The organism is Polaromonas sp. P4_F4 (assembly GCF_056401355.1).
The window spans coordinates 1-19,014 of record NZ_JBFUJO010000044.1 but is presented as its reverse complement, the minus strand read 5'-3'; the positions used below and the strand labels follow the sequence as shown (position 1 = coordinate 19,014).

General features: G+C 60.9%; 21 protein-coding genes and 2 pseudogenes. 11 read left to right on the top strand and 12 right to left on the bottom strand.

The features are described from left to right. Positions 1-232: pseudogene (locus AC1DUR_RS25060) on the top strand (IS4 family transposase); the annotation flags it as partial. A 350-nt stretch (positions 233-582) separates the two neighbouring features. Here AC1DUR_RS25060 and AC1DUR_RS25055 read toward each other — a convergent pair. Further along, positions 583-954, bottom strand: coding sequence for an SPW repeat protein (locus AC1DUR_RS25055; RefSeq protein ID WP_477720896.1), 372 nt, complete (start codon positions 952-954; stop codon positions 583-585). A 192-nt stretch (positions 955-1,146) separates the two neighbouring features. Between AC1DUR_RS25055 and AC1DUR_RS25050 the strand changes: the two genes are divergently transcribed. Both AC1DUR_RS25050 and AC1DUR_RS25045 read left to right on the top strand, forming a co-directional pair. Then, complete coding sequence (locus tag AC1DUR_RS25050) at positions 1,147-1,848, top strand: SOS response-associated peptidase (RefSeq protein ID WP_477720895.1); 702 nt, start codon at positions 1,147-1,149, stop codon at positions 1,846-1,848. A 198-nt stretch (positions 1,849-2,046) separates the two neighbouring features. After that, entirely contained in the window at positions 2,047-2,412 is a 366-nt protein-coding gene (locus tag AC1DUR_RS25045; protein ID WP_477720894.1) for an ArsR/SmtB family transcription factor, read from the top strand. A gap of 74 nt (positions 2,413-2,486) precedes the next feature. On the opposite strand, the gene AC1DUR_RS25040 is transcribed toward AC1DUR_RS25045, so the two are convergent. The 6 genes from AC1DUR_RS25040 to AC1DUR_RS25015 form a co-directional block, all read right to left on the bottom strand. Continuing rightward, positions 2,487-3,899 carry an IS701 family transposase gene (locus AC1DUR_RS25040; protein WP_477720893.1) on the bottom strand — a complete coding sequence of 471 codons (1,413 nt, stop codon included), beginning with the start codon at positions 3,897-3,899 and terminating at the stop codon, positions 2,487-2,489. A 43-nt stretch (positions 3,900-3,942) separates the two neighbouring features. After that, the gene (locus AC1DUR_RS25035) at positions 3,943-4,473 is read right to left on the bottom strand and encodes a sensor histidine kinase (RefSeq protein ID WP_477720897.1); all 531 of its coding nucleotides are present in this window, start codon (positions 4,471-4,473) and stop codon (positions 3,943-3,945) included. Positions 4,474-4,870: 397 nt separating this feature from the next. After that, positions 4,871-5,224, bottom strand: a complete 354-nt coding sequence (locus AC1DUR_RS25030) for a hypothetical protein (protein WP_477720892.1) — start codon at positions 5,222-5,224, stop codon at positions 4,871-4,873. Beyond that, positions 5,221-5,553 (bottom strand): helix-turn-helix domain-containing protein, encoded by a 333-nt coding sequence (locus AC1DUR_RS25025; protein WP_477720891.1) that lies wholly within the window; start codon positions 5,551-5,553, stop codon positions 5,221-5,223. The genes AC1DUR_RS25030 and AC1DUR_RS25025 overlap by 4 nt, the downstream gene beginning before the upstream one ends. Beyond that, positions 5,540-5,860 (bottom strand): transcriptional regulator, encoded by a 321-nt coding sequence (locus AC1DUR_RS25020; RefSeq protein ID WP_477720890.1) that lies wholly within the window; start codon positions 5,858-5,860, stop codon positions 5,540-5,542. The genes AC1DUR_RS25025 and AC1DUR_RS25020 overlap by 14 nt, the downstream gene beginning before the upstream one ends. A gap of 130 nt (positions 5,861-5,990) precedes the next feature. Next, a complete protein-coding gene (locus AC1DUR_RS25015; protein WP_477720889.1) occupies positions 5,991-7,829 on the bottom strand; it encodes a glutamine--tRNA ligase/YqeY domain fusion protein in 1,839 nt (612 codons plus the stop codon). A 130-nt stretch (positions 7,830-7,959) separates the two neighbouring features. Between AC1DUR_RS25015 and AC1DUR_RS25010 the strand changes: the two genes are divergently transcribed. Further along, positions 7,960-8,379, top strand: coding sequence for a hypothetical protein (locus AC1DUR_RS25010; RefSeq protein WP_477720888.1), 420 nt, complete (start codon positions 7,960-7,962; stop codon positions 8,377-8,379). 130 nt (positions 8,380-8,509) lie between these two features. Here AC1DUR_RS25010 and AC1DUR_RS25005 read toward each other — a convergent pair whose 3' ends face one another. After that, complete coding sequence (locus tag AC1DUR_RS25005; protein WP_477720887.1) at positions 8,510-8,950, bottom strand: DoxX family protein; 441 nt, start codon at positions 8,948-8,950, stop codon at positions 8,510-8,512. Positions 8,951-9,003: 53 nt separating this feature from the next. Then, the gene (locus AC1DUR_RS25000) at positions 9,004-9,996 is read right to left on the bottom strand and encodes a Bug family tripartite tricarboxylate transporter substrate binding protein (RefSeq protein ID WP_477720886.1); all 993 of its coding nucleotides are present in this window, start codon (positions 9,994-9,996) and stop codon (positions 9,004-9,006) included. A gap of 138 nt (positions 9,997-10,134) precedes the next feature. Here AC1DUR_RS25000 and AC1DUR_RS24995 point away from each other — a divergent pair, with 138 nt between their 5' ends. Beyond that, positions 10,135-11,133 carry a LysR family transcriptional regulator gene (locus AC1DUR_RS24995; protein ID WP_477720885.1) on the top strand — a complete coding sequence of 333 codons (999 nt, stop codon included), beginning with the start codon at positions 10,135-10,137 and terminating at the stop codon, positions 11,131-11,133. An 11-nt stretch (positions 11,134-11,144) separates the two neighbouring features. Here the strand turns inward: AC1DUR_RS24995 and AC1DUR_RS24990 are convergent, their stop codons facing one another. Continuing rightward, positions 11,145-11,735: a DUF3455 domain-containing protein gene (locus AC1DUR_RS24990; RefSeq protein ID WP_477720884.1), complete on the bottom strand. Its 591-nt coding sequence runs from the start codon at positions 11,733-11,735 to the stop codon at positions 11,145-11,147. A gap of 190 nt (positions 11,736-11,925) precedes the next feature. Then, positions 11,926-12,594, bottom strand: coding sequence for a DUF924 family protein (locus AC1DUR_RS24985; RefSeq protein ID WP_477720883.1), 669 nt, complete (start codon positions 12,592-12,594; stop codon positions 11,926-11,928). A gap of 75 nt (positions 12,595-12,669) precedes the next feature. Here AC1DUR_RS24985 and AC1DUR_RS24980 point away from each other — a divergent pair, with 75 nt between their 5' ends. From AC1DUR_RS24980 to AC1DUR_RS24955, 6 genes are all read left to right on the top strand, one after another. After that, positions 12,670-13,503, top strand: coding sequence for an undecaprenyl-diphosphate phosphatase (locus tag AC1DUR_RS24980; protein WP_477720882.1), 834 nt, complete (start codon positions 12,670-12,672; stop codon positions 13,501-13,503). A 269-nt stretch (positions 13,504-13,772) separates the two neighbouring features. Continuing rightward, entirely contained in the window at positions 13,773-14,300 is a 528-nt protein-coding gene (locus AC1DUR_RS24975; RefSeq protein WP_477720881.1) for a 2,4'-dihydroxyacetophenone dioxygenase family protein, read from the top strand. 2 nt (positions 14,301-14,302) lie between these two features. Then, on the top strand, positions 14,303-15,034 hold the full coding sequence (locus AC1DUR_RS24970) for an SDR family NAD(P)-dependent oxidoreductase (RefSeq protein WP_477720880.1): 732 nt from the start codon (positions 14,303-14,305) through the stop codon (positions 15,032-15,034). 37 nt (positions 15,035-15,071) lie between these two features. After that, positions 15,072-16,067, top strand: coding sequence for a tripartite tricarboxylate transporter substrate binding protein (locus AC1DUR_RS24965; protein ID WP_477720879.1), 996 nt, complete (start codon positions 15,072-15,074; stop codon positions 16,065-16,067). Positions 16,068-16,597: 530 nt separating this feature from the next. Continuing rightward, the gene (locus AC1DUR_RS24960) at positions 16,598-17,317 is read left to right on the top strand and encodes an SDR family NAD(P)-dependent oxidoreductase (RefSeq protein WP_477720878.1); all 720 of its coding nucleotides are present in this window, start codon (positions 16,598-16,600) and stop codon (positions 17,315-17,317) included. 82 nt (positions 17,318-17,399) lie between these two features. Beyond that, positions 17,400-18,233, top strand: coding sequence for an IclR family transcriptional regulator (locus tag AC1DUR_RS24955; protein ID WP_477720877.1), 834 nt, complete (start codon positions 17,400-17,402; stop codon positions 18,231-18,233). A gap of 590 nt (positions 18,234-18,823) precedes the next feature. Here the strand turns inward: AC1DUR_RS24955 and AC1DUR_RS24950 are convergent. Then, positions 18,824-19,014: pseudogene (locus tag AC1DUR_RS24950) on the bottom strand (IS481 family transposase); the annotation flags it as partial.

The following is a 19,014-nucleotide window of genomic DNA, read 5'->3' as shown; positions in this document are numbered from 1 at the left end:
CAAGCACACGGTGCAACTGTGGACAGAGTGGGTCTCGCGAGGCCTCTCGGCCACGAAGGATTGCGGGCGGCTATTCACGTTGATCGCACAATGCAGGGTCGGCCATCGACCCGGACGCATCGAGCCGCGAATGCGAAAACGAAGGCCCAAACCCTACCCCTGGTTGAAGGTGCCCCGCGACCAGGCTCGCCGACACGTCCAGAGGCATGGTCATGCCTATGAGCCAAAGTAAGTGCCATTCGTATTAAGGCAATGCTTATATGGACGTCTCCCAGAAAGCAAGTGTCGGCATGGTGAAGTTTCAACGGGGTAGCAGTCTTATATACGGCCTTTGGTGCCGGCGGCCTCAAAAGTGAAGTGAAGTAAATGCGCCGCCGCATTTGCCGACTGCTGCTTCACCTCATCCAGCGTCTGGCCTTGCGGGGGTCATTCGTTCGACCAAGCCGGTAGCCGAGCTGCCCATGAGTGGCATGGCCGCCATGCTGGGGCTGGCGAGCAGAACTTGAATTTAATTGGAATCTGACCTTGATTTCCCCGCCGGTCATCGAGCGGCAGGACTTCGGTCACGCGTAGGACGCTGGTTCAATGGACACCCCAGTCGCTGCCCCAGGAGCGGTATTCCTTGTCCACCAGCAGGGTCCAAGTCGCGATCAGGACGATCACCGCCCCGAGCGCCACCATGACCAGCCGGTTCTCGCGTTCAAGCGCGTACTGCAGCATCCAGGGCGACATGATCAGCCAGATGCCGAGCGCGGCCTCGGTCCATTCCTCCCAGGGGCGCGGCACGAGGATCGCCCCCATGGCGGCGGCGATCAGCGCCAAGCCGATCACAACGGCGTTCGCGCTTGCCGCCATTGAATCGGTGAAACCTAGCCACCAAGGCGACAGCATGACGACCAAGCCCACCAAGGCATTGACCACATCCTGCCAATGCCGAAGTTTCAGTTGCTTCATGGAACACCTCCTGTCGCCAGAGTCGATCAGCCCGCGACGTAAGTTGGAATCCGCCACGAAGCACTTGGTTCCTGGCCCCGCACGCTGCGGATATCCGCGACTTCCGCATCGGAAAACCGAATGCATCAGAGCCCTGCTGATGGGCGGGGTCGTTATGCAGCGGCTGATCGCTGCATTGCGATAGCATCGTGCATGAGTACCCATTATGAGAGCGTCCACATCGCCTCGCTTTACCCCGATGCCTTCCATGTGGCCGCCCCCGCTTTAACCGTGGGGCGCGAAGTGTGGCCGCGCCAACCGGGTGTTTTTATCCGCGCGGCCCAAGCCAAGGAAACCGAAGAGGCCGAACAGGCCGCAGACGCCGACAAGCCCCCGCGTGAGCTGTCCCGTGAGCTGGTGGCCGGGCAATTTGGCCTGGTGCCACGTTGGGTCAAATCTGCTTCCGATGCCAAGCTGCGTTCGACCAAGCTGGTCAATGCACGGTCAGAAACAGTGACCACGTCCAACAACTTCCGCGAGGCCTGGTTGGCCGGGCAGCGCTGCATCGTGCCGATGAGGGCTTTTATGGAAGACGACTGGCGCAGTGGCAAGGCCGTGCCCACCCGCATTGCCCGGGTGGACGGCGAGCCCATGGGTGTGGCGGGCTTGTGGGAAAGCTGGACGGGGGCTGAGGGCGAGGCCATCATCAGCTACACCTTGCTCACCGTGAACGCCAACAGCCACGCTCTGATGAGCCGCTACCAACAGCCCGGCAATGAAAAACGCATGTTGGTGATCTTGAACGAGGGTGCCTACGACGCATGGCTGAGCACCCGCCCAGAGAAGGCCCGAGAGTTCATGCGGGCCTACCCGGCCAACTGGCTGACAGCCAACCCGGTTGAGAAAAGCCGCTGATCGGCGGTTGGGACAGCCACTGAGCGAGGATCACGTGATCCGCTGCGTCATAGCCAATGCAGCCCGGGTCGTTGCGTCGCCTCAAAAAGCAAGGAGCTTGATCGCGACTTAATTGGAATCTGACCCCGGATTCCCGCGAAGAAGCCTTCCGCATGAACGACGGCGGCTGGGAAGGGCAGATGAAAAATATCCAGAAATATGTCTCCCCGCAGTAAGGCACCCAGTAAGGCGCCCGAAACACTGTCACCGCAACCCGGCCCCGCAGGCGTGTTCGCCGCGCTGGGCGATGAAACCCGCTTGCGCCTGGTGGCCGTACTGTGTGTGGGCGGCGCCGTGTCGATTGCCCAACTGACCTCCACCACCGACATCACCCGCCAGGCCGTGACCAAGCACTTGCATGTGCTGGCCGATGCGGGCCTGGTGCATCACGTGAAGGTGGGGCGGGAACGGCTGTGGCAGTTTGACCCGAAGCAACTGGATGAGGCGCGTCGCTCGCTGGAGTTGATTGCGCAGCAGTGGGATCAGGCGCTGGGGATATTGAAGCGTTCCGTGGAAAAAAGCTAAGCAGTTGTTGCGAAGTGATCCACCCTGCTCCGGCAGGTCGGCACCTGGAATTGATTGTTCACGACTTGCTAGTCTTACTGTGTCACAAGCGCAGCCTTACGTTTACGCGCAGGCAGCAAGGGCAACGAGGCAGCGTCGCGAGCAAGGCTGCGGCGATACGCAGCCGCAAGGTTGTCATGGACGATGGGACGTGGCGCTGCGTGCGCTGGGCTTCCGCGAGGTTTGTAATGCGTGGGTAGGGCAGGTTCCGAGCGGCAGGCGGAGTTTTTTTTACCGGCGCCCTCTGGGTGCCGTAGCTGTTGGACCATCAGGAACCCGTAGGCCGCGATGCTCAGGCTCGCGTGGTGGTGAAACCCCCGCCAGCCCCGGCCTTCGTAGTGGCCGAGCCCCAGTTCCTGCTTAAGGTCCTGGTAGTCGCGCTCGATGCGCCAGCGCATCTTGGCTTCGAACACCATGCGCTGCAGCGGCACATCCTCGGGCAACGTGGACAGCCAGTACTTCATAGGTTCACGGTGGCCTTCGGGCCACTCGATGAGCAGCCACTGCTCGGGGCGCAACTGCGTGCGCTCACGGTCCCGATGGGCGGCACGCACCCGAACCCGGGCAAATCGGGATCGCAGGGTGAAGTTGGTGCCTTCGCGCCACTCAACGGTCTGCCACTGCGAGGGCGGCAGATCGACCGCCAGTTCCTTGACCGACTGCGGCCGCTGCCGCCTGGCCTCGCCCAGGCGCTGCCTGTTGGGCACCGCGCCGCGGCCGCTGTATGCCTCGGGCGGCAGTGGCGCGTGCCCCGGTGGCCACACCGTGACCTGACCGGTCACGCCCACTACATAGGGCAGACCCAACTCACTCAGGCGTTCACGGAATGCCGTCTCCACCCCATAGCCGGCATCGGCCAGCACGCAGTGTCGGGGCGCGCCTTGCTCCATCAGGCGCTCGATCTGAGACAGTGCGATCGTCGGCTTGGTGGCGAATTGCACGTCAGGCGGAACGCCCGCCTTCTCACGCCGCGGCTTGTCGTCTGCCCACTCTTTGGGCAGGTACAAGCTCCAGGCGACAGGCACGCTGCCGTTCTGGCAGGCCAGCGAGACGCTGACTGCCACTTGGCAGTTGTCCTGCTTGCCCAACATGCCGCAGTACTGCCGGGCCACGCCGACCGAGTGGCGCCCCTGCTTGGGGAAACCTGTGTCGTCGATGATCCACCAGCCACCATCGCTGAAGTCCATTGCAGGCACCACCCACTGCGCAACCCGCAACAGCATCTGCGCGTCCGACCACGCGGAATCGGCCACAAAGTGATGCAGCGACTGATGGCGAGAACGCGTCGTCGCGGGCGCCAGGTGCGCCGCCATCGGTTCCACGCTCTTGCGCTTCAGAGGCGCCATCAGGCCAGAACAATAGCCGCGCAAGCCGGCATGCCGATCTGCGTGGCCCAAGCCCTCACTCAGGTGGGCCATGTACCGATCAAACTCGCGCAGTTCGTCCATCAGGCGCACCTTTCACTTTAAGAAGTATTGGCAACGCCTTTATTTATAACACAGTAAGACTAGGGAGCTTTACCTCAAAGGTCACGTCGCAATATGGCACTCCGTTGATTATTGCTTTGTCCTCGCTCTGGGTAACCTTTATTGAGCCTCCAAAGACTTCGTCGACTACAACTCTAAGCACAGACAACCCAAGGCCTGAGCCTTCCTTTTTTGACCTTACAGCATTTTCTCCGCGGACCCCGGGCGAAAAGATGTCAGGGAGTTCTGCTTCGGTGATTCGTGGTCCTCGAGAAGTAACAGAGCAAAAAATAGATTGGGCTCCGTCATTGCAAACTATTTGAACTGGACATTTATCTGGCGAATACTTGACTGCGTTATCTAAAAGTAAATAAGGAACGAGATCAAATATGGGTGGACCATAAGTGCTCTTTGTGGATGAACCGCTTATCGAAAAATCTATCCCTCGTTTGTAGGCCGTAACTCGAAAACATCGTTGCACCTTGTCAAATTTTCTATAGACGTAGATGTCACCGCGAGTGACATTTTTAGTGTTTGGATTCGCGATGAACTCCATGAAGTCGATCCGCCCCCGCAAAAGTTCAGAAAGACTCACGACGCTTTTTGCAAGAGATGCAGAGCTGACTCTATGAGAAAAATCAGTTTCTAATAAATCCTGAAGTTCGAATGCCGTGTTGTACAAGGCAGAATTGATACGCCCTGTAGGTCGCACAATATTATTGGGAACTCTTGAAGTTGATCAATTTTGTGGATGTCGGTGTAAGTGACAATTTGAAATTGGTTGTTTTTCAAGTTATGTTCAGGCGCAAACGGTTGGTCGTCTATCACCGCGATCTGTACTGATTTGCGCAGTTCTGCAGGTGAACGAAGACGTGCTACGAGCGTCTTGTCATGTTGCAAATCGATCAGCGACTTGGGCTTGGGAAAGCAAAAAACGTACATTTGAAACCCCTTTATTTTTGGAACACTTCAATGCAACTCGCTTTTGTTGTCTGCGGTTGGCTCGAGCTTATCGAAGGAAAGAGTCTTTCATACCTGGTCAAGTCAGTGACAAGGTACCCATGCCGCTCAAACTGAAAGCGCTGGCCGGCAGGGACATTGGCCAGTGAAGGTTCTATATACGCCGCCATCACCTTCAAGCTGTCCGGATTCAGCTCTTTCAGAAAATCCTTGTCGCCTGTGCCGGGATGCGTTTTCTTGAAGAGGCGGTCATACAGGCGCACTTTGGCCCGCTCCGCATCGTTGTTCCTGCCCAGACGATCATGCCCGTGGCAGTTCATTCTGCAGTTACGGCGCGCAACGTTCATGCAGTCGGTGTTCCGGCCAAATCCTTGAACACCTGTTGCAGCACTTTTGGTTTCAACTCTGCAATGGTGATCAGAGTACGGGCCGCGCCAGACGGTTGTCGGCGGCCTTGTTCCCAGTCTTGCAGAGTGCGCACCGAGACACCCAGCAGTTCGGCAAACTGGGCCTGCGACAGTCCGGACTTCATGCGGGCATGGGTTACCGGCGGAACTTCGACTCGCGCCACTACCTTGCCTTTGCCAGCTTTCATTTCGCGCACGGACTGCAGCAGTTCTGCGCCGAGGTTGCGCTTCGCGTCGCGATTGGCCAGTTGTTTGTCAGTCATCGGCATCTTCAATCTCCTGTTTCAGAACCCGCAGCACGGCTGCGGGAATGCTGTCTTGTGTGCTCTTGGCGTAGATCAGGAGCAGCCAGATTTCGCCGTTTGCAAGACGGTTGAAATACACCACACGCACACCGCCGCGCTTTCCCGTGCCTTTGCGTGACCACCGAACCTTGCGCACGCCACCAGAACCAGGAACCACGTCGCCCGCATCGGGCGCCAATGCAAGCCAGGTGGCGAACTCACCCCGCTCTTCTTCGGTCCAGTAGTCTGGCCACAGGCGCTGGAATGTCGGCGTTTCTACAATGGTCAGCACGAATGCCTCTCCCTCGCTCTTTGTTTTTTAATGATTATACGGCAATGCCGTATTTAAAATGATGCATTGTTGAGGTGCATGGCGACAGGGCAAAAAAAAAGCGGCTCGCCGAGCCGCTGTAGACGGGGGTTTATTTCCCCCAACTGTCTTTCATCCCCGTCACCCGATTGAACACGGTTTTCCCCGGCTTGTGGTCAACCAAGTCTGTGACAAAGTACCCATGCCGCTCAAACTGAAAACGTTGGCCAGCTGGCACGTTTGCCAGTGAAGGCTCCACATACGCCGTCACCACCTTCAGGCTGTCCGGGTTCAGCTCTTCCATAAAGTCCTTCTCGCCCGTGCCGGGGTGCGCTTCCTTGAAGAGGCGGTCATAGAGGCGCACTTCCGCCTGCACCGCGTCGTTCACGCCCACCCAGGTGATCACGCCCTTGACCTTGATGGCGTCTGAGCCGGGCGTGCCGCTCTTGGTGTCGGGGATCAGCGTGGCCTGCACTTCGGTGACCTGGCCGTTGGCGTCGCGGGTAGCTCCGGTGCATTCGATGACGTGGCCGTATTTCAGGCGCACCTTGTTGCCCGGGAATAAACGGAAGAAGCCTTTGGGCGGCGTCTCTTCAAAGTCGGTGCGTTCAATCCACACCTCTTTGCCGATCTTGAAGTTGCGCTTGCCCAGCTCGGGGTGGTGCGGGTGCACGGGGGCGCTGCAGTCGTCGAGCTTGCCTGCGCCCATGACCGTGTCCCAATTGGTCAGCACCAGCTTGACGGGGTCGAGCACGGCCATGGCGCGGGGGGCGATGGGGTCTAGTGTGTCGCGCAGGGCGCCTTCGAGCGTGCTGTAGTCAATCCAGCTGTCGCTTTTCGTCACACCGATGCGTTCGGCAAAGAGCTGAATCGCTTCGGGGGTGTAGCCGCGGCGGCGGAGGCCGACGATGGTGGGCATGCGGGGGTCGTCCCAACCCTTGACCTTGTGGTCGTACACCAGTTGCGCGAGTTTGCGCTTGCTGGTGAGCACGTAGGTGAGGTTGAGGCGGGCAAATTCGTACTGGTGCGGGTGCGGGGTGGCAACCAGGCCGCCTTCGCACAGGCGGTCGAGCAGCCAGTCGTAAAACGGGCGCTGGTCTTCAAACTCGAGCGTGCACAGGCTGTGGGTGATCTGCTCCAGTGCGTCCTCGATGGGGTGCGCAAAGGTGTACATGGGGTAAATGCACCATTTGTCGCCGGTGTTGTGGTGCGTGGCGCGGCGAATGCGGTAGATGGCCGGGTCGCGCATATTGATGTTGGGGCTGGCCATGTCGATCTTGGCGCGCAGCACCATGGAGCCGTCTTCATGCAGGCCGTCACGCATTTCGCGAAAGCGGGCCAGGTTTTGCTCGGGCGTGCGGCTGCGAAAGGGGCTGTCGGTGCCGGGGTGGGCAAAGTCGCCGCGATTGATGCGTATTTGTTCCACGGTCTGCTCGTCCACGTAGGCGTGGCCGGCTTCGATCAGGTATTCGGCGGCGCGGTACATGAAGTCGAAGTAGTCGCTGGCCTGGTAGAGGTTGGACTCCTGGCCTGTCGGGCCATTGTTTTCCCAGCCAAAGCCCAGCCATTTCACCGCGTCAATGATGCTGTTGACGTATTCGGTGTCTTCTTTTTCGGGGTTGGTGTCGTCAAAGCGCAGGTGGCATACGCCGCCGTAGTCGCGCGCCAGGCCGAAGTTCAGGCAAATGCTCTTGGCGTGGCCGATGTGCAGGTAGCCGTTGGGTTCGGGCGGAAAGCGCAGGCGCACCCTGGCCGGATCGGGCTGGCCGGTGGCGTGGTGGGCGGCATCGCCGGGGCCGCCGCCCCAGCGGCGGGTGGCATACGTGCCTTCGGCCAGGTCTTTTTCAATGATCTGGCGCAAAAAGTTGCTGGGCTTGTGGGCTTCTTTGTCGGCGGGGGCTGCGGCAGCAGTGCCCTTGGGGCCAGCTTTGGAGGGGGCGGGGGAGGTCATGCGTTGATTTTAGGCGGTTGGGCAAAGCGTTACGTTTGGCTACTTTCTTAACTGTGCATGCGGTAAGCCGTTACCGGTATCCAGCGTTTAATAAACACATGGGCATTCCATGCCTTTAAGGAGAAAGACAATGAAGACAGCCATCAAGACAAACCGCTCCGTAGCCCTGGCCGGCGCCGCTGCCGCCTTGGCCGTGGCCGCCTTGGGATTTGCCGGGGCTGCCCAGGCCAGAGACGACGTGTACTGGTCGGTGGGCGTGGGCTCACCCGGTGTGTCGGTGAACGTGGGCAACGCCTACCCGGTGTACACGCCGGCACCCGTGTATGTGCAGCCTGCACCGGTTTATTACCAGCCGGCGCCCGTTTATGTACGGCCCGCACCGGTGTTTGTGCAACCCCGCCCTTACTACTATGGCCCGCCGCAAGTGGTTTATGTCCAGCCCGGCCATCGCGGCTGGCATAAAAGGCATGGCCATGACCGCGACGACGACGGCTACCGGGGTGGATATGGTTACCGCCAGGGTTATGCCCCGGTTTACTACCAGCGTTGATATCTATCGCTGATAGCCGTGTTGATCCGGTCTGAATCGGAACCGGATCAGAACCGGATCAAGCCTGAATCAAAAAAAGCCTGCTTCGTGCAGGCTTTTTTATGGGTGCAGCCGAAGTCGGTGCAGGCATTCATGCCTTTGTCGGCTGGCGTCCATCAAAGCTCCAGGACCCGGCGCCCGCAGCGCCGACGCAGAGCAGACCACCCATGATGGCGACGTTCTTCAGAAAGTGATTCAACTGGTTCTGGTAGGCAGGGGCTTCCGCAGCCCAGAAGGCATGAAAGATCACGGCTGCCAGGCCTGTGAAGACCAGCAGGGCCCATGCCGCATACCGGACACGCCAGCCCGCAATCAGGGCAAGGCCACCGGCCACCTCCAGCGCAATGGTGGCCATGAGCAGCATTTCGGCGGCGGGCAGGCCTTTGGATGTCATGAAAGCAGCGATACCGGCGAACCGCCCGATCTTGGCGAGACCGGAGATGAGGAACAAGGCGCCCAGCAGGGTACGGCCCAGCATGAGACTGAGTGCAGGGTTGATTGCTGAGTTGAGTGCAGAGTTGTTGTGCGTCATTGATGTCTCCATTGCGTTTCTTGAATAGGGTGAATAGGGTGAGGGTGGGCTGTCTACTGTTCCAGGGTGATGCCGCGCTCGCGGATCAGTTGGTGCCACTTCTTCGTTTCGGCGAAGGTGTACACCGACATCAAGGCTGCGTCACTGGGAACGGATTCCCAGGCGGCCTCCTCGAGTTTCTTGCGGATGCCTGGGTTATTGACGGCTGCCTGCATTTCCAGAGAAAGCTTTTGCCGAATGTCGTTTGGCGTGCTGGCGGGAACCACCATGCCCTGCCATGCATAGGCTTCAACATCCTTGTAGCCCAACTCGATCATGGTGGGTACGTCGGGCAGCTGCGAAACACGTTTTGCCGAAAACGCCACCAGCGGCACCAGCTTGCCGGCCTTGATGGCGCTCATGCCGGTCGACGTGTCCACAATCATCAGGGGTATCTGGCCGCCCATGGCGTCCTGCATGGCGGGCGCAGCCCCGCGGTATGGAACGTGCACCGCGAAAGCCGCTGTTCGCGTTTTGAAGAGTTCCATGGCCAGGTGGTGAGGGCTGCCGTTTCCTGGTGAACCATAGTTCAGCTTGCCGGGATTTTTCTTGAGGACGTCCATCAGCTCCCGGGCATTCCGGATCCCGGCATTGGGCGCGGCAACAATCAGCAGCGGTGTCCGCGCCATCAGGCCGAGGGGCGCGAAGTCACGCTCGGGATCGTATGGCAGGCGCTTGTAGAGCGCCGGGTTGTAGATCAGCACACCGTTATCTGCGGTGAAGAGGGTGTAGCCATCGCCCGGCGATCTGGCTGTAGCTTCGGCTCCAATGATGGCGCCGGCGCCGGCCCGGTTATCGATGATCACCGGTTGGCCCAGTTGCACAGACATCTGGGCCGCCACGGTGCGCGCCAGGAAGTCCGAGCCGCCCCCGGCGGGATAACCCACGATCCATTTCACGGGCTTGCTGGGGAAGCTCTGGGTCGGGGCCTGGGCCTGGGCGCTGACGGACACCGCGATGGCGGTTAGCAGCATGGCGAGGCGGCTCCCGAAATTGAGATAAGGCATGGTTGTCTCCTGCAGGGCGTTTGAAATATTGAATGAGATTGAGCGAGGCGTTTCGTACGCGATGCGAGTAGAAGACAATCTGGCTTATTATTCAATCAACTTTTTCATATCAACTTATTACGTAATCCGATTAATCCGATGAATGTGACCTTGCGTCAATTACGTGCCTTTGTGGCTGTCGCGAAGTCCGCGAGCTTTACCGAGGCGGCCAGCCAACTGCACATCACCCAGTCGGCGCTGAGCGGGTTGATCAAGGAACTGGAGCACGTGCTGGGCGTGCAGGTGGTTTACCGCAGCACGCGCAAAGTGCAGCTGTCCGAGGTCGGCAGCGAGTTCTTGCCTCTGGCCACACGCATCCTGCAGGACCTTGATGAGGCGTACCACGCGATCCATGACCTGAAGGCCTTGAAGAGTGGTGTTGTCCGGGTCGCTGCGCCGCAGCTCATGGCCTGTACGCTGATGCCCGACGCCATCGCGGCATTCAACCGGAAATACCCGGCGGTGCAGATTCGACTTTCGGACTGCGCGGTGGAGGCGGTGCAGTCCAAAGTGCACAGTGGCGAAGTCGATTTCGCCATTGGGCCGGAACGGGAGGTATCACCTGAAATCGCGGTACACAGCCTGTTCGAAATACCGTTTGTCGCGGTATTTCCGCCGGATCATCCGCTGGGTAAATTGAAGCGCGTGACCTGGACAGATATTTCCCAATATCCGCTGATTTCCCTGCAGGGGGAATACACGCAGAGGCTAAGTGCGGATCTGCAGGCCGCATCCGGCAGCCTGACGCTGAGTCCCGACATGGAAGTCACCTTCATGACCACGGCGCTCAGCATGGTGAGTGCCGGACTGGGGGTGACGACCTGCCTGCCGTATGCCACGTCGCTACTCAATCTTTACGGACTGCAAACCCGTTTGCTGCAGGCGCCCACGCTCAGACGGAAGTTTTACCTGCTGACCAAGAAAGACCGCCCGCTGTCACCGGCGGCCCAGGGATTTTCAGACTTTTTGCTGGCGTACGTGATGCAGCAGAAGTGGAGCGCAGACCGGAGCGTGCAAGCCGAAACAAAGGCCGCTGCAAAGGCCGCTACAAGGGCCGCCACTCCTGGGGCGCGCTCACCCAATTCTCATCCGAAGTGAGTCGTCATTGTTCAAGCTGCTTTCCAGAAAATGTAGTCGGCCTGGTAGGGCAGCGTCAGCTTGTCGCCCAGGTCGGCTTGCGTGCAGGCCTTGCTCAGGTCCTGTCCGCCTTTGGTTTTGATGCGCTGGATGTAGGTGACGTTTTGCAGCACACCGGCGGCGGGGCCGGGCGAGCCTTTGGACAACTGCTGCGGGAGGTTGGTGGCACCCCGGCGCGGTGCAATGGCTACCTGCTCGCCAACAACGCTGGAGCCGTCCATGTGCGTCCAGGTGGCGGGTGGGCCGGCGTATTTTGCGACCTGCTTGCCGGTGCGGTCGAGCAGGTCAGCCTGCGGGCTCACCAGCACCCAGCCCATGGTGCCGGCCGTGGTGGCGTTGGCCTTGCATTCATAGTTGAGCAGGCCGGTCGCGGTGGTCTCCAGCGCGACGACGTTGCCGGGCGGCACCTGGATTTGATCATCCAGCCGCTCTTGCGTGTATTCCTTCGGAGGCGGCTTGACGCCGGCGCAGGCCGCCAGCAACACGGCGGTGCCGGTGACCATGGCCACAGTGACTGCAGCAGTTTTGCTGTACGCCCACAGGGTGTTGTGTGTGCTTTTCATGGGAGTCCTCAGGTTGTTGACCTGTTGCCAAGTACACCCTGAAACCATGTAAGAAACTGTAGGACGCTGCGCTAAGCCATTGCGGGATGCAGGCGCTGCCCTATGCCCGTTTATGCCTTGATGCCTATAGCAACAAGCAACAACAAGCACTGGCAATAAAACAGGCGCTTATAAAAAAGCCCGGGAGCCGCTATTGCCCGAAGCGCGGGCCCTTGCGCAGGAACTCTTCTTCCTCGGGTGTGTTGACGCGCCCCAAGGCCGTGTTGCGGTAGGGAAAGCGGCCAAAGCGGGCAATGATGGCCTGGTGCTGGCGGGCATAGTCGAGGTGGCCTTGCATGCGCTGCTTCAGCCTGTCGGGCGCCTCTGCCACCAGCCGCGAAAAGCGGGCGATGCATTCATCCTGCAGGGCCAGGTCTTCTGCGTGCATCAGCGGCATGTAGGTGAACACGCGGGCCACCCAGGGCAGTTGCTGGTCGGCCTGATGGGCCAGCGTATCCAGCACCAGTTGCTGGGCGCGTGCGTCGCCCGCAAAGGCCTGGGCGCTTGCGCGAAACACGTTGCGGGTGAACTGGTCGAGCAATATCACCAGGGCCAGCCGGTGCAAGGGCTGCTGCTCCCAGTCCTGCAGCCCGCCGCCTATCGCCTGTACGACCTGCGCGCCAAAGCGCGTCCTGATTTCCTCATCCAGCGCGGCGCCACCGCCAAACCAGCGTTTGCCGAGGTCCGGCGTGGGCCAGCCGCCTGCCGTGCCGCCTTCCAGGCCGTCGGCCAGCCAGAATTCAAGCACGCTGGCGGGCGTGGCCTGGCCGACATTTTGTGGTGGCGTGTTACCTGAAGTTGCGGGTGTGGGCTCGGTCATGACGTGTTCAGCTTAACCGCAATGCCCCTCAGGACGGCGGGCGATAATCGGGCTCAAATTTCAGGAGCCCTCCTAGTGGACATTGCACTGTTGATCAAAGCCGCCATCATGGGGGTCGTTGAAGGTTTAACCGAGTTTCTTCCCATTTCTTCCACTGGACACCTCATCCTTGCGGGTGCATTGCTGGGTTTTGACGACGACAAGGCCAAGGTGTTTGACATCGCCATACAGACCGGCGCCATCTTTGCCGTCATTTTGGTGTACTGGCAAAAAATCCGCGACACGCTGGTGGCGCTTCCGACTGAAAAGCAGGCGCAGCAATTTGCGTTGAACGTGCTGGTGGCTTTTGTGCCGGCCGTGGTGTTGGGCCTGCTGTTTGGCAAGGCCATTCAGGCACATCTGTTTACGCCAGTGGTGGTGGCCAGCACCTTTGTCATTGGCGGCTTCATCATCCTGTGGGCGGAAAAGCGCCAGGAGCGCAACCCGGCCGTCGCACGCATTCATGAAGTCGAGGCCATGACGGTGATGGATGCGCTCAAGGTCGGGCTGGTGCAGTGCCTGGCCATGATCCCGGGCACCAGCCGCAGCGGCGCCACCATCATTGGCGGCATGTTGCTGGGGCTGTCGCGCAAGGCCGCGACCGATTTTTCTTTTTACCTGGCCATTCCCACGCTGATTGGCGCGGGCGTCTACAGCCTGTACAAGGAGCGTGCGCTGCTGTCCGTGGCTGATGTGCCCCTGTTCATGGTGGGGCTGGTGTTTTCTTTTGTTAGCGCGTGGCTGTGCATACGCTGGCTGTTGCGCTACATCTCCAGCCACAGCTTTGTGCCGTTTGCCTGGTACCGCATTGCCTTTGGTGTGGTCGTGCTGGCCACCGCGTGGAGCGGTGTGGTGACCTGGACCCCCTGAGCATTCCGCACCGTCCCCCTCGTTTTTTTGACGGGTCCGCCAGCAATGGCAGGGCCCGTTTTTCTTTGGGGCGGGGATTAGGGCCGGGATTTCGGTTGAGGTTGGCTGGGGTTGGGTTGGGAACTCGCGCCGCATGCAGCTGCTGCGCTCTTAGCTGCCGTGCACTTTTCAAAATTCAGGGTAAGCCCTTGGATTGATGCGCCGTGTCGCCGGTAGAATGACCACTATATAGACAGCATGTCCACAATATGGATGTTTAGGAGGCTTGCATGCCCGTTGATACGACCGACCCTTCCCCACTGATGCCCTATCAATTTCCGAACCCGGCGGCTGCCTTGCCGGAGATCGTGGTCCAGCACGCCATTCCGACCGATGAGCGGCTGTGGGTTCCGCAAGCTGAAAACGTGTGGTTTCGCCCGCTGTGCCTGAATGCCAGCCAGGGCTACTGGATGAACCTGTTGCGCGTGCGCAAGTCCGGCGTGCTCAGCCGCCACCGCCATCCGCAGGCCGTGCATGGCTTTGTGCTGAAGGGCCGCTGGCGTTACCTGGAGCACGACTGGGAGGCCACCGAAGGCAGCTATGTCTTTGAGCCGCCGGGTGAGACCCACACGCTTTACGTGCCGGAAGACGTGGAAGAAATGATCACCTACTTCCAGGTCAATGGCGTCATGTACTACACCGACCCGTACGGCAAGGGCATGGGCTACGAAGACGTGTTCACCAAGATCGAGATGTGCAACAAGCACTTCGAGAGCGTCGGCCTCGGCGCCGACTACACCAAGCAGTTCATCCGCTGACCATGGCTTACGCAACAGCGCAGTACGATTTTGCGGGCAGCGTGGCGGTGGTCACGGGCGGGGCCAGCGGCATTGGCGCCGAGGTGGCGCGGCAACTGCAGGCGAGTGGCGCCACGGTGGTCAGCTGGGACTTGTCTGCGCCGGATGACACCGGCACAGCCTTGCGCGTCGATGTGACCGACCGGCAGGGCGTGGAGCGCGCCGCGCTGCAAACCAGCGCGCGCTGGGGCCGTATCGACTTCCTGGTCAACAGCGCCGGTTTTGCCGGCCCCACGGTGCCGCTGGATGCCTACGACCCGGATGCATGGACGCGCATTGTCGAGGTCAACCTGGTGGGCGTGTTCAATGTGTGCCGCGCGGTGGTGCCGCACATGCGCAAAGCCGGGCAGGGCCGCATCGTCAACATCGCCTCGCTGGCCGGCAAGGAGGGCACGCCCAATGCTTCGGCCTACAGCGCGGCCAAGGCGGGTGTGCTGGCGCTGACCAAATCGCTGGGCAAGGAACTGGCGACCACCGGCATTCTGGTCAACGCGATTGCGCCAGCCGCGGTGCGCACGCCCATCCTGGCGCAGATGGCGCCCGAGCATGTGCAGACCATGATCAACAAAAGCCCGATGCAACGCCTGGGCGAAACGCCCGAAGTTGCCGAGATGGTGGCCTGGCTGTGCTCGGGCTCCTGCACCTTCAATACCGGGGCGGTTTTTGACCTCTCCGGCGGGCGCGCCACCTACTGAGTCGATACGTTTTTCAACCACAACAGGAGACCTTTACATGAAGATGATCAACAAGCTCACACGTCGTCGCTTTGCCGCGGCAGCCCTGCTGCCTGCCGCCCTGGCCCTTACCGCGGGCCTGACAGGCAACGCTGGGGCGCAAGTGCGCGACTTCCCCAACCACGCCATTGAGCTGGTCGTGCCCTTCCAGCCGGGCGGCGGCACCGATGCGCTGGCGCGCGCCTTTGCTGACGCTTCGCGCAAACACATGCCGCAGAGTGTGGTCATCGTCAACAAGCCCGGCGCCAGCGGCGCCATCGGCTGGCAGGACGTCATCAATGCCAAACCCGACGGCTACAAACTGGCGGTGGTCACGGTGGAGGTCACCACGCTGCCGCACATGGGCCTGGCCAAGTTCACCTACGACGACTTCACGCCGATTGCCCGCCTGAACGCCGACCAGGCCGCCATCACCGTGCGCGCCGATGCGCCCTGGAACACCATCGAAGAGTTCCTCGCGGCCGCCCGCAAAGACAGCGGCACGGTGGGCGTGGGCAATGCGGGCAATGGCTCGATCTGGCACCTGGCAGCGGCCGCGCTGGAAGACAAGACCAATGTGAAGTTCAACCACATCCCCTACCAGGGCGCTGGCCCGGCCGTGCTGGCGCTGCTGGGCGGGCATGTGGACTCGGTGGCCGTGAGCCCTGCGGAAGTGACGACCTACGTGCAGGCCGGCAAGCTGAAAACCCTGGCCGTCATGGCGGACCAGCGCGTCAAGGGTTTTGAGAAAGTGCCCACGCTGAAGGAGCGCAACATCGACCTGACCATTGGCACCTGGCGCGGCATTGCGGCGCCCAAAAACACGCCGCCAGAAGTCGTGGCCTACCTCAAGTCCGTGACGCTCAAGGCCGCCAATGAGCCGGCATTCCGCGAGGTGCTGGAAAAACAGAACCTGGGCTTTGCCTATGCCGACGAAGCGGCCTTCAAAGCCAACATGGCCAAAGACAGCGCTTACTTCAAGACGCTGATGGCCAAGCTGAACATCAAGAACTAGGGTTTAGCCAAAATTTGTAACTACTCAGCTCGATGCGTGCGACACGGTTTTCTTGCTCCCTCGCCCTTTGGGAGAGGCTTGGGGTGAGGGCCAGCGGCGTATAAAAAGCTTCAGTCTTTTGCATCGGTCGCGGCCCCCATCCCAGCCCCACGTGTTGCAGTGAGACACTGCGACCCTTCGCCCCGTCCAAGTCCGCGCAGGCGGACTCGGAGCCGTGGGCTTCAGCCCCAAAGGCGGGAAGGCGTAAAACGGGGAAGCATCGCTGTTCAAGACAAGAAGGACTGAGTAGTTACCAAAATCTTGAGAAAGATTTGTAACTACTCAGCTCAATGCGTACGATGCGCTTTTCTTGCTCCCTCGCCCTTTGGGAGAGGGTTGGGGTGAGGGCCGGCGGCGTATAAAAAGCTTCAGTCTTTTGCATCGGTCGCGGCCCCCATCCCAGCCTCACGTGTTGCAGTGAGACACTGCGACGTGGCTCTCCTGCGCTGGCGAGGCTGCTTTTACACCTATCCGACAACCCAGGAATCCCCATGACTTATCAGGCAGCACTCTTCAAAGGCAAGCGGGCGTTGGTCGCCGGTGCGACGCAGGGCATAGGCGCCGTGATTGCCAACCACCTCGCGGCGCTGGGCGCCGAGGTCACGGCCCTCGGGCTGGGGCCGGGCGACGGCACGCTGGACGCGGCGGTCGCCGTGCGGCAGGCCGATGTGACGTCGGCTCAGAGCCTGGACGCGGCGCTGGCCGGCCTGGACCAGCTCGACATCGTCTTCAACTGCGCGGGCATCATCAAGCGCGGCGCCGAGCATGACCTGGAGGTGTTCGAGCAGGTGCTGGCCGTCAACCTGACCGGCACCATGCGGGTCTGCACCGCCACGCGCGAACGGCTCAAAGCCAGCCGCGGCTGCATCGTTAACACCGCCTCCATGCTGAGCTTCTTTGGCGGCGGGCTGGTGCCGGGCTATGCGGCCAGCAAGGGCGGGGTGGCACAGCTCACCAAGTCGCTGGCCATTGCCTATGCGGCCGACGGTATCCGTGTCAATGCCATCGCGCCCGGCTGGATTGCCACACCGCTCACGCAGGCGCTGCAGGACGACCCGGCGCGCGCCGGCCCCATCCTGGCGCGCACACCGCTGGGCCGTTGGGGCACGCCGGCCGATGTGGCCCAGGCCGCCATGTTCCTGTGCACGCCGGCGGCGGCGTTCATGACCGGCGTGATCCTGCCGGTTGATGGGGGCTACATGGTGTCCTGATGGGTCTCCTGACGCGTTGCGGGCCGGGCCAGCAGGGATAATCCTTTTTGTTCATCAGCCCTCACCGCACATCGCCCTGCCCATGCCCGCTTCCCGACCACCTTCCGCTGTAACCAAGCCTGCCCTGGCCCAAGTGGCGGGCACGGCGTCGTTTTCGAAGTTCATGCACGTGCTGCAGCTGGTGGCTGATTCGACCGAGCCGCTCAACGTCGGCGCCTTGATGCGGGCCAGCGGTTATCCGCGCCCGACGGTGCATCGCATCGTTGCAGCCTTGCTGGCCGAGCGGCTGCTGGTAGAGAACACGCGCAGTGCTTCCCTTGCACTGGGCCCGCGACTCATCCAGCTGGCCAGCCGCAGCTGGGGCCGTTCGGAACTCCGACTGGCGGCCGTGGACGAACTCAAGCGCCTGCGCGATGTCACGGGCGAGACCGTGCACCTGGCGGTACCCAACGGCACCAGCATGGTGTACATCGAAAAACTCGAGAGCCCGAGCGCGGTACGCATGGCCTCGCGCATAGGCACCAGCGTGTCACTGCATTCCACGGCGGTGGGCAAAGCCTATATGGCCGCGCTGAACGCAGCCACGCTGAACCCCTTGCTTGAAAATTTACCCATGCCGCGCTACACACCCAGCACCGTGGTCGAGCTGGCGGATCTGCAGGCACAACTGCGGCTCACGCGGGAGCGGGGCTGGTCGGTGGACGGCGAAGAAAACGAAGCCGGTATTTTTTGCTTCGGCGCGGCCATCCTGGGCAGCCACGGGGAGCCGGTGGCGGCGATCAGCGTCAGCACGCTGATGTTCAGGCAGAAGGACAATCCCGAGCAGGCTTATGTGGCGCCGCTGCTGGAGGCTTGCCGTGCGATTTCGGCGCGGATTGCGGAAACGCCTGAGCTTTCTGCTGCGGATATTTTGTAGGTGTTCTTTTGCTGAGGGCTGAGGCCGGGACTCGCCCCGGCGGGCGACTCACTTTCTCTTGCGTCGCCAAGAGAAAAGTAAGCAAAGAGAAGGCGACCCGAAGTCTGGGTCCCTTCGCTGCGCTACGGGCAACCTGCGCTGCTCGACTCCGGCGGGGGTCCGCAGAACTCGCCTGCGGCTCAAACAACTGCGGCCCTGATCCCGCCTCCATCTGTGCTGCTCGGCCCAGCCACACGGGTGGGGAGCGGATAGCAATACAAAATACACAAATACCAAGACCACAAGGACACGCCATGGCGTGTCCTTGCTTGTCTTCGGTGTCCGGTTTGTGGTTTTTGGCTGTTTTTCTTCAACCCCTTCTGTCTGCGCCGAGGAGCRCAGGGCCAGGCGGATCAGGGATCGCGATTGTCTGAGCCGCAGGCGAGTTGAGCGAGACCCCGCCTGGACCGAGCACCGCAGGTTGCCCGTAGCGCAGCGAAGGGACGCAGACAGCAGGGTCGCCTTTTCTTTTGCTTACTTTTATTTTGGCGAAGCTGTATGGACCGGACACATGGTGGACAGGTGTGCGGAGACATGGTTGACGGTTTGAATTAATCCACAACCGGCTGTCGCAAGTCAATTTCCAGGCAGTGGTGGTGTGCGAAATAGACATCGAACACGCCGTCCTCCCCCTCCCGCACACGCACTGCGACGGCCTGCCTGTGCAACGCACTGGACAGCTTGTAGGTATTGCCGCGAAACCTCAACTCCCCGAACCAGCCCACCTGTCTGACCTGGTCGT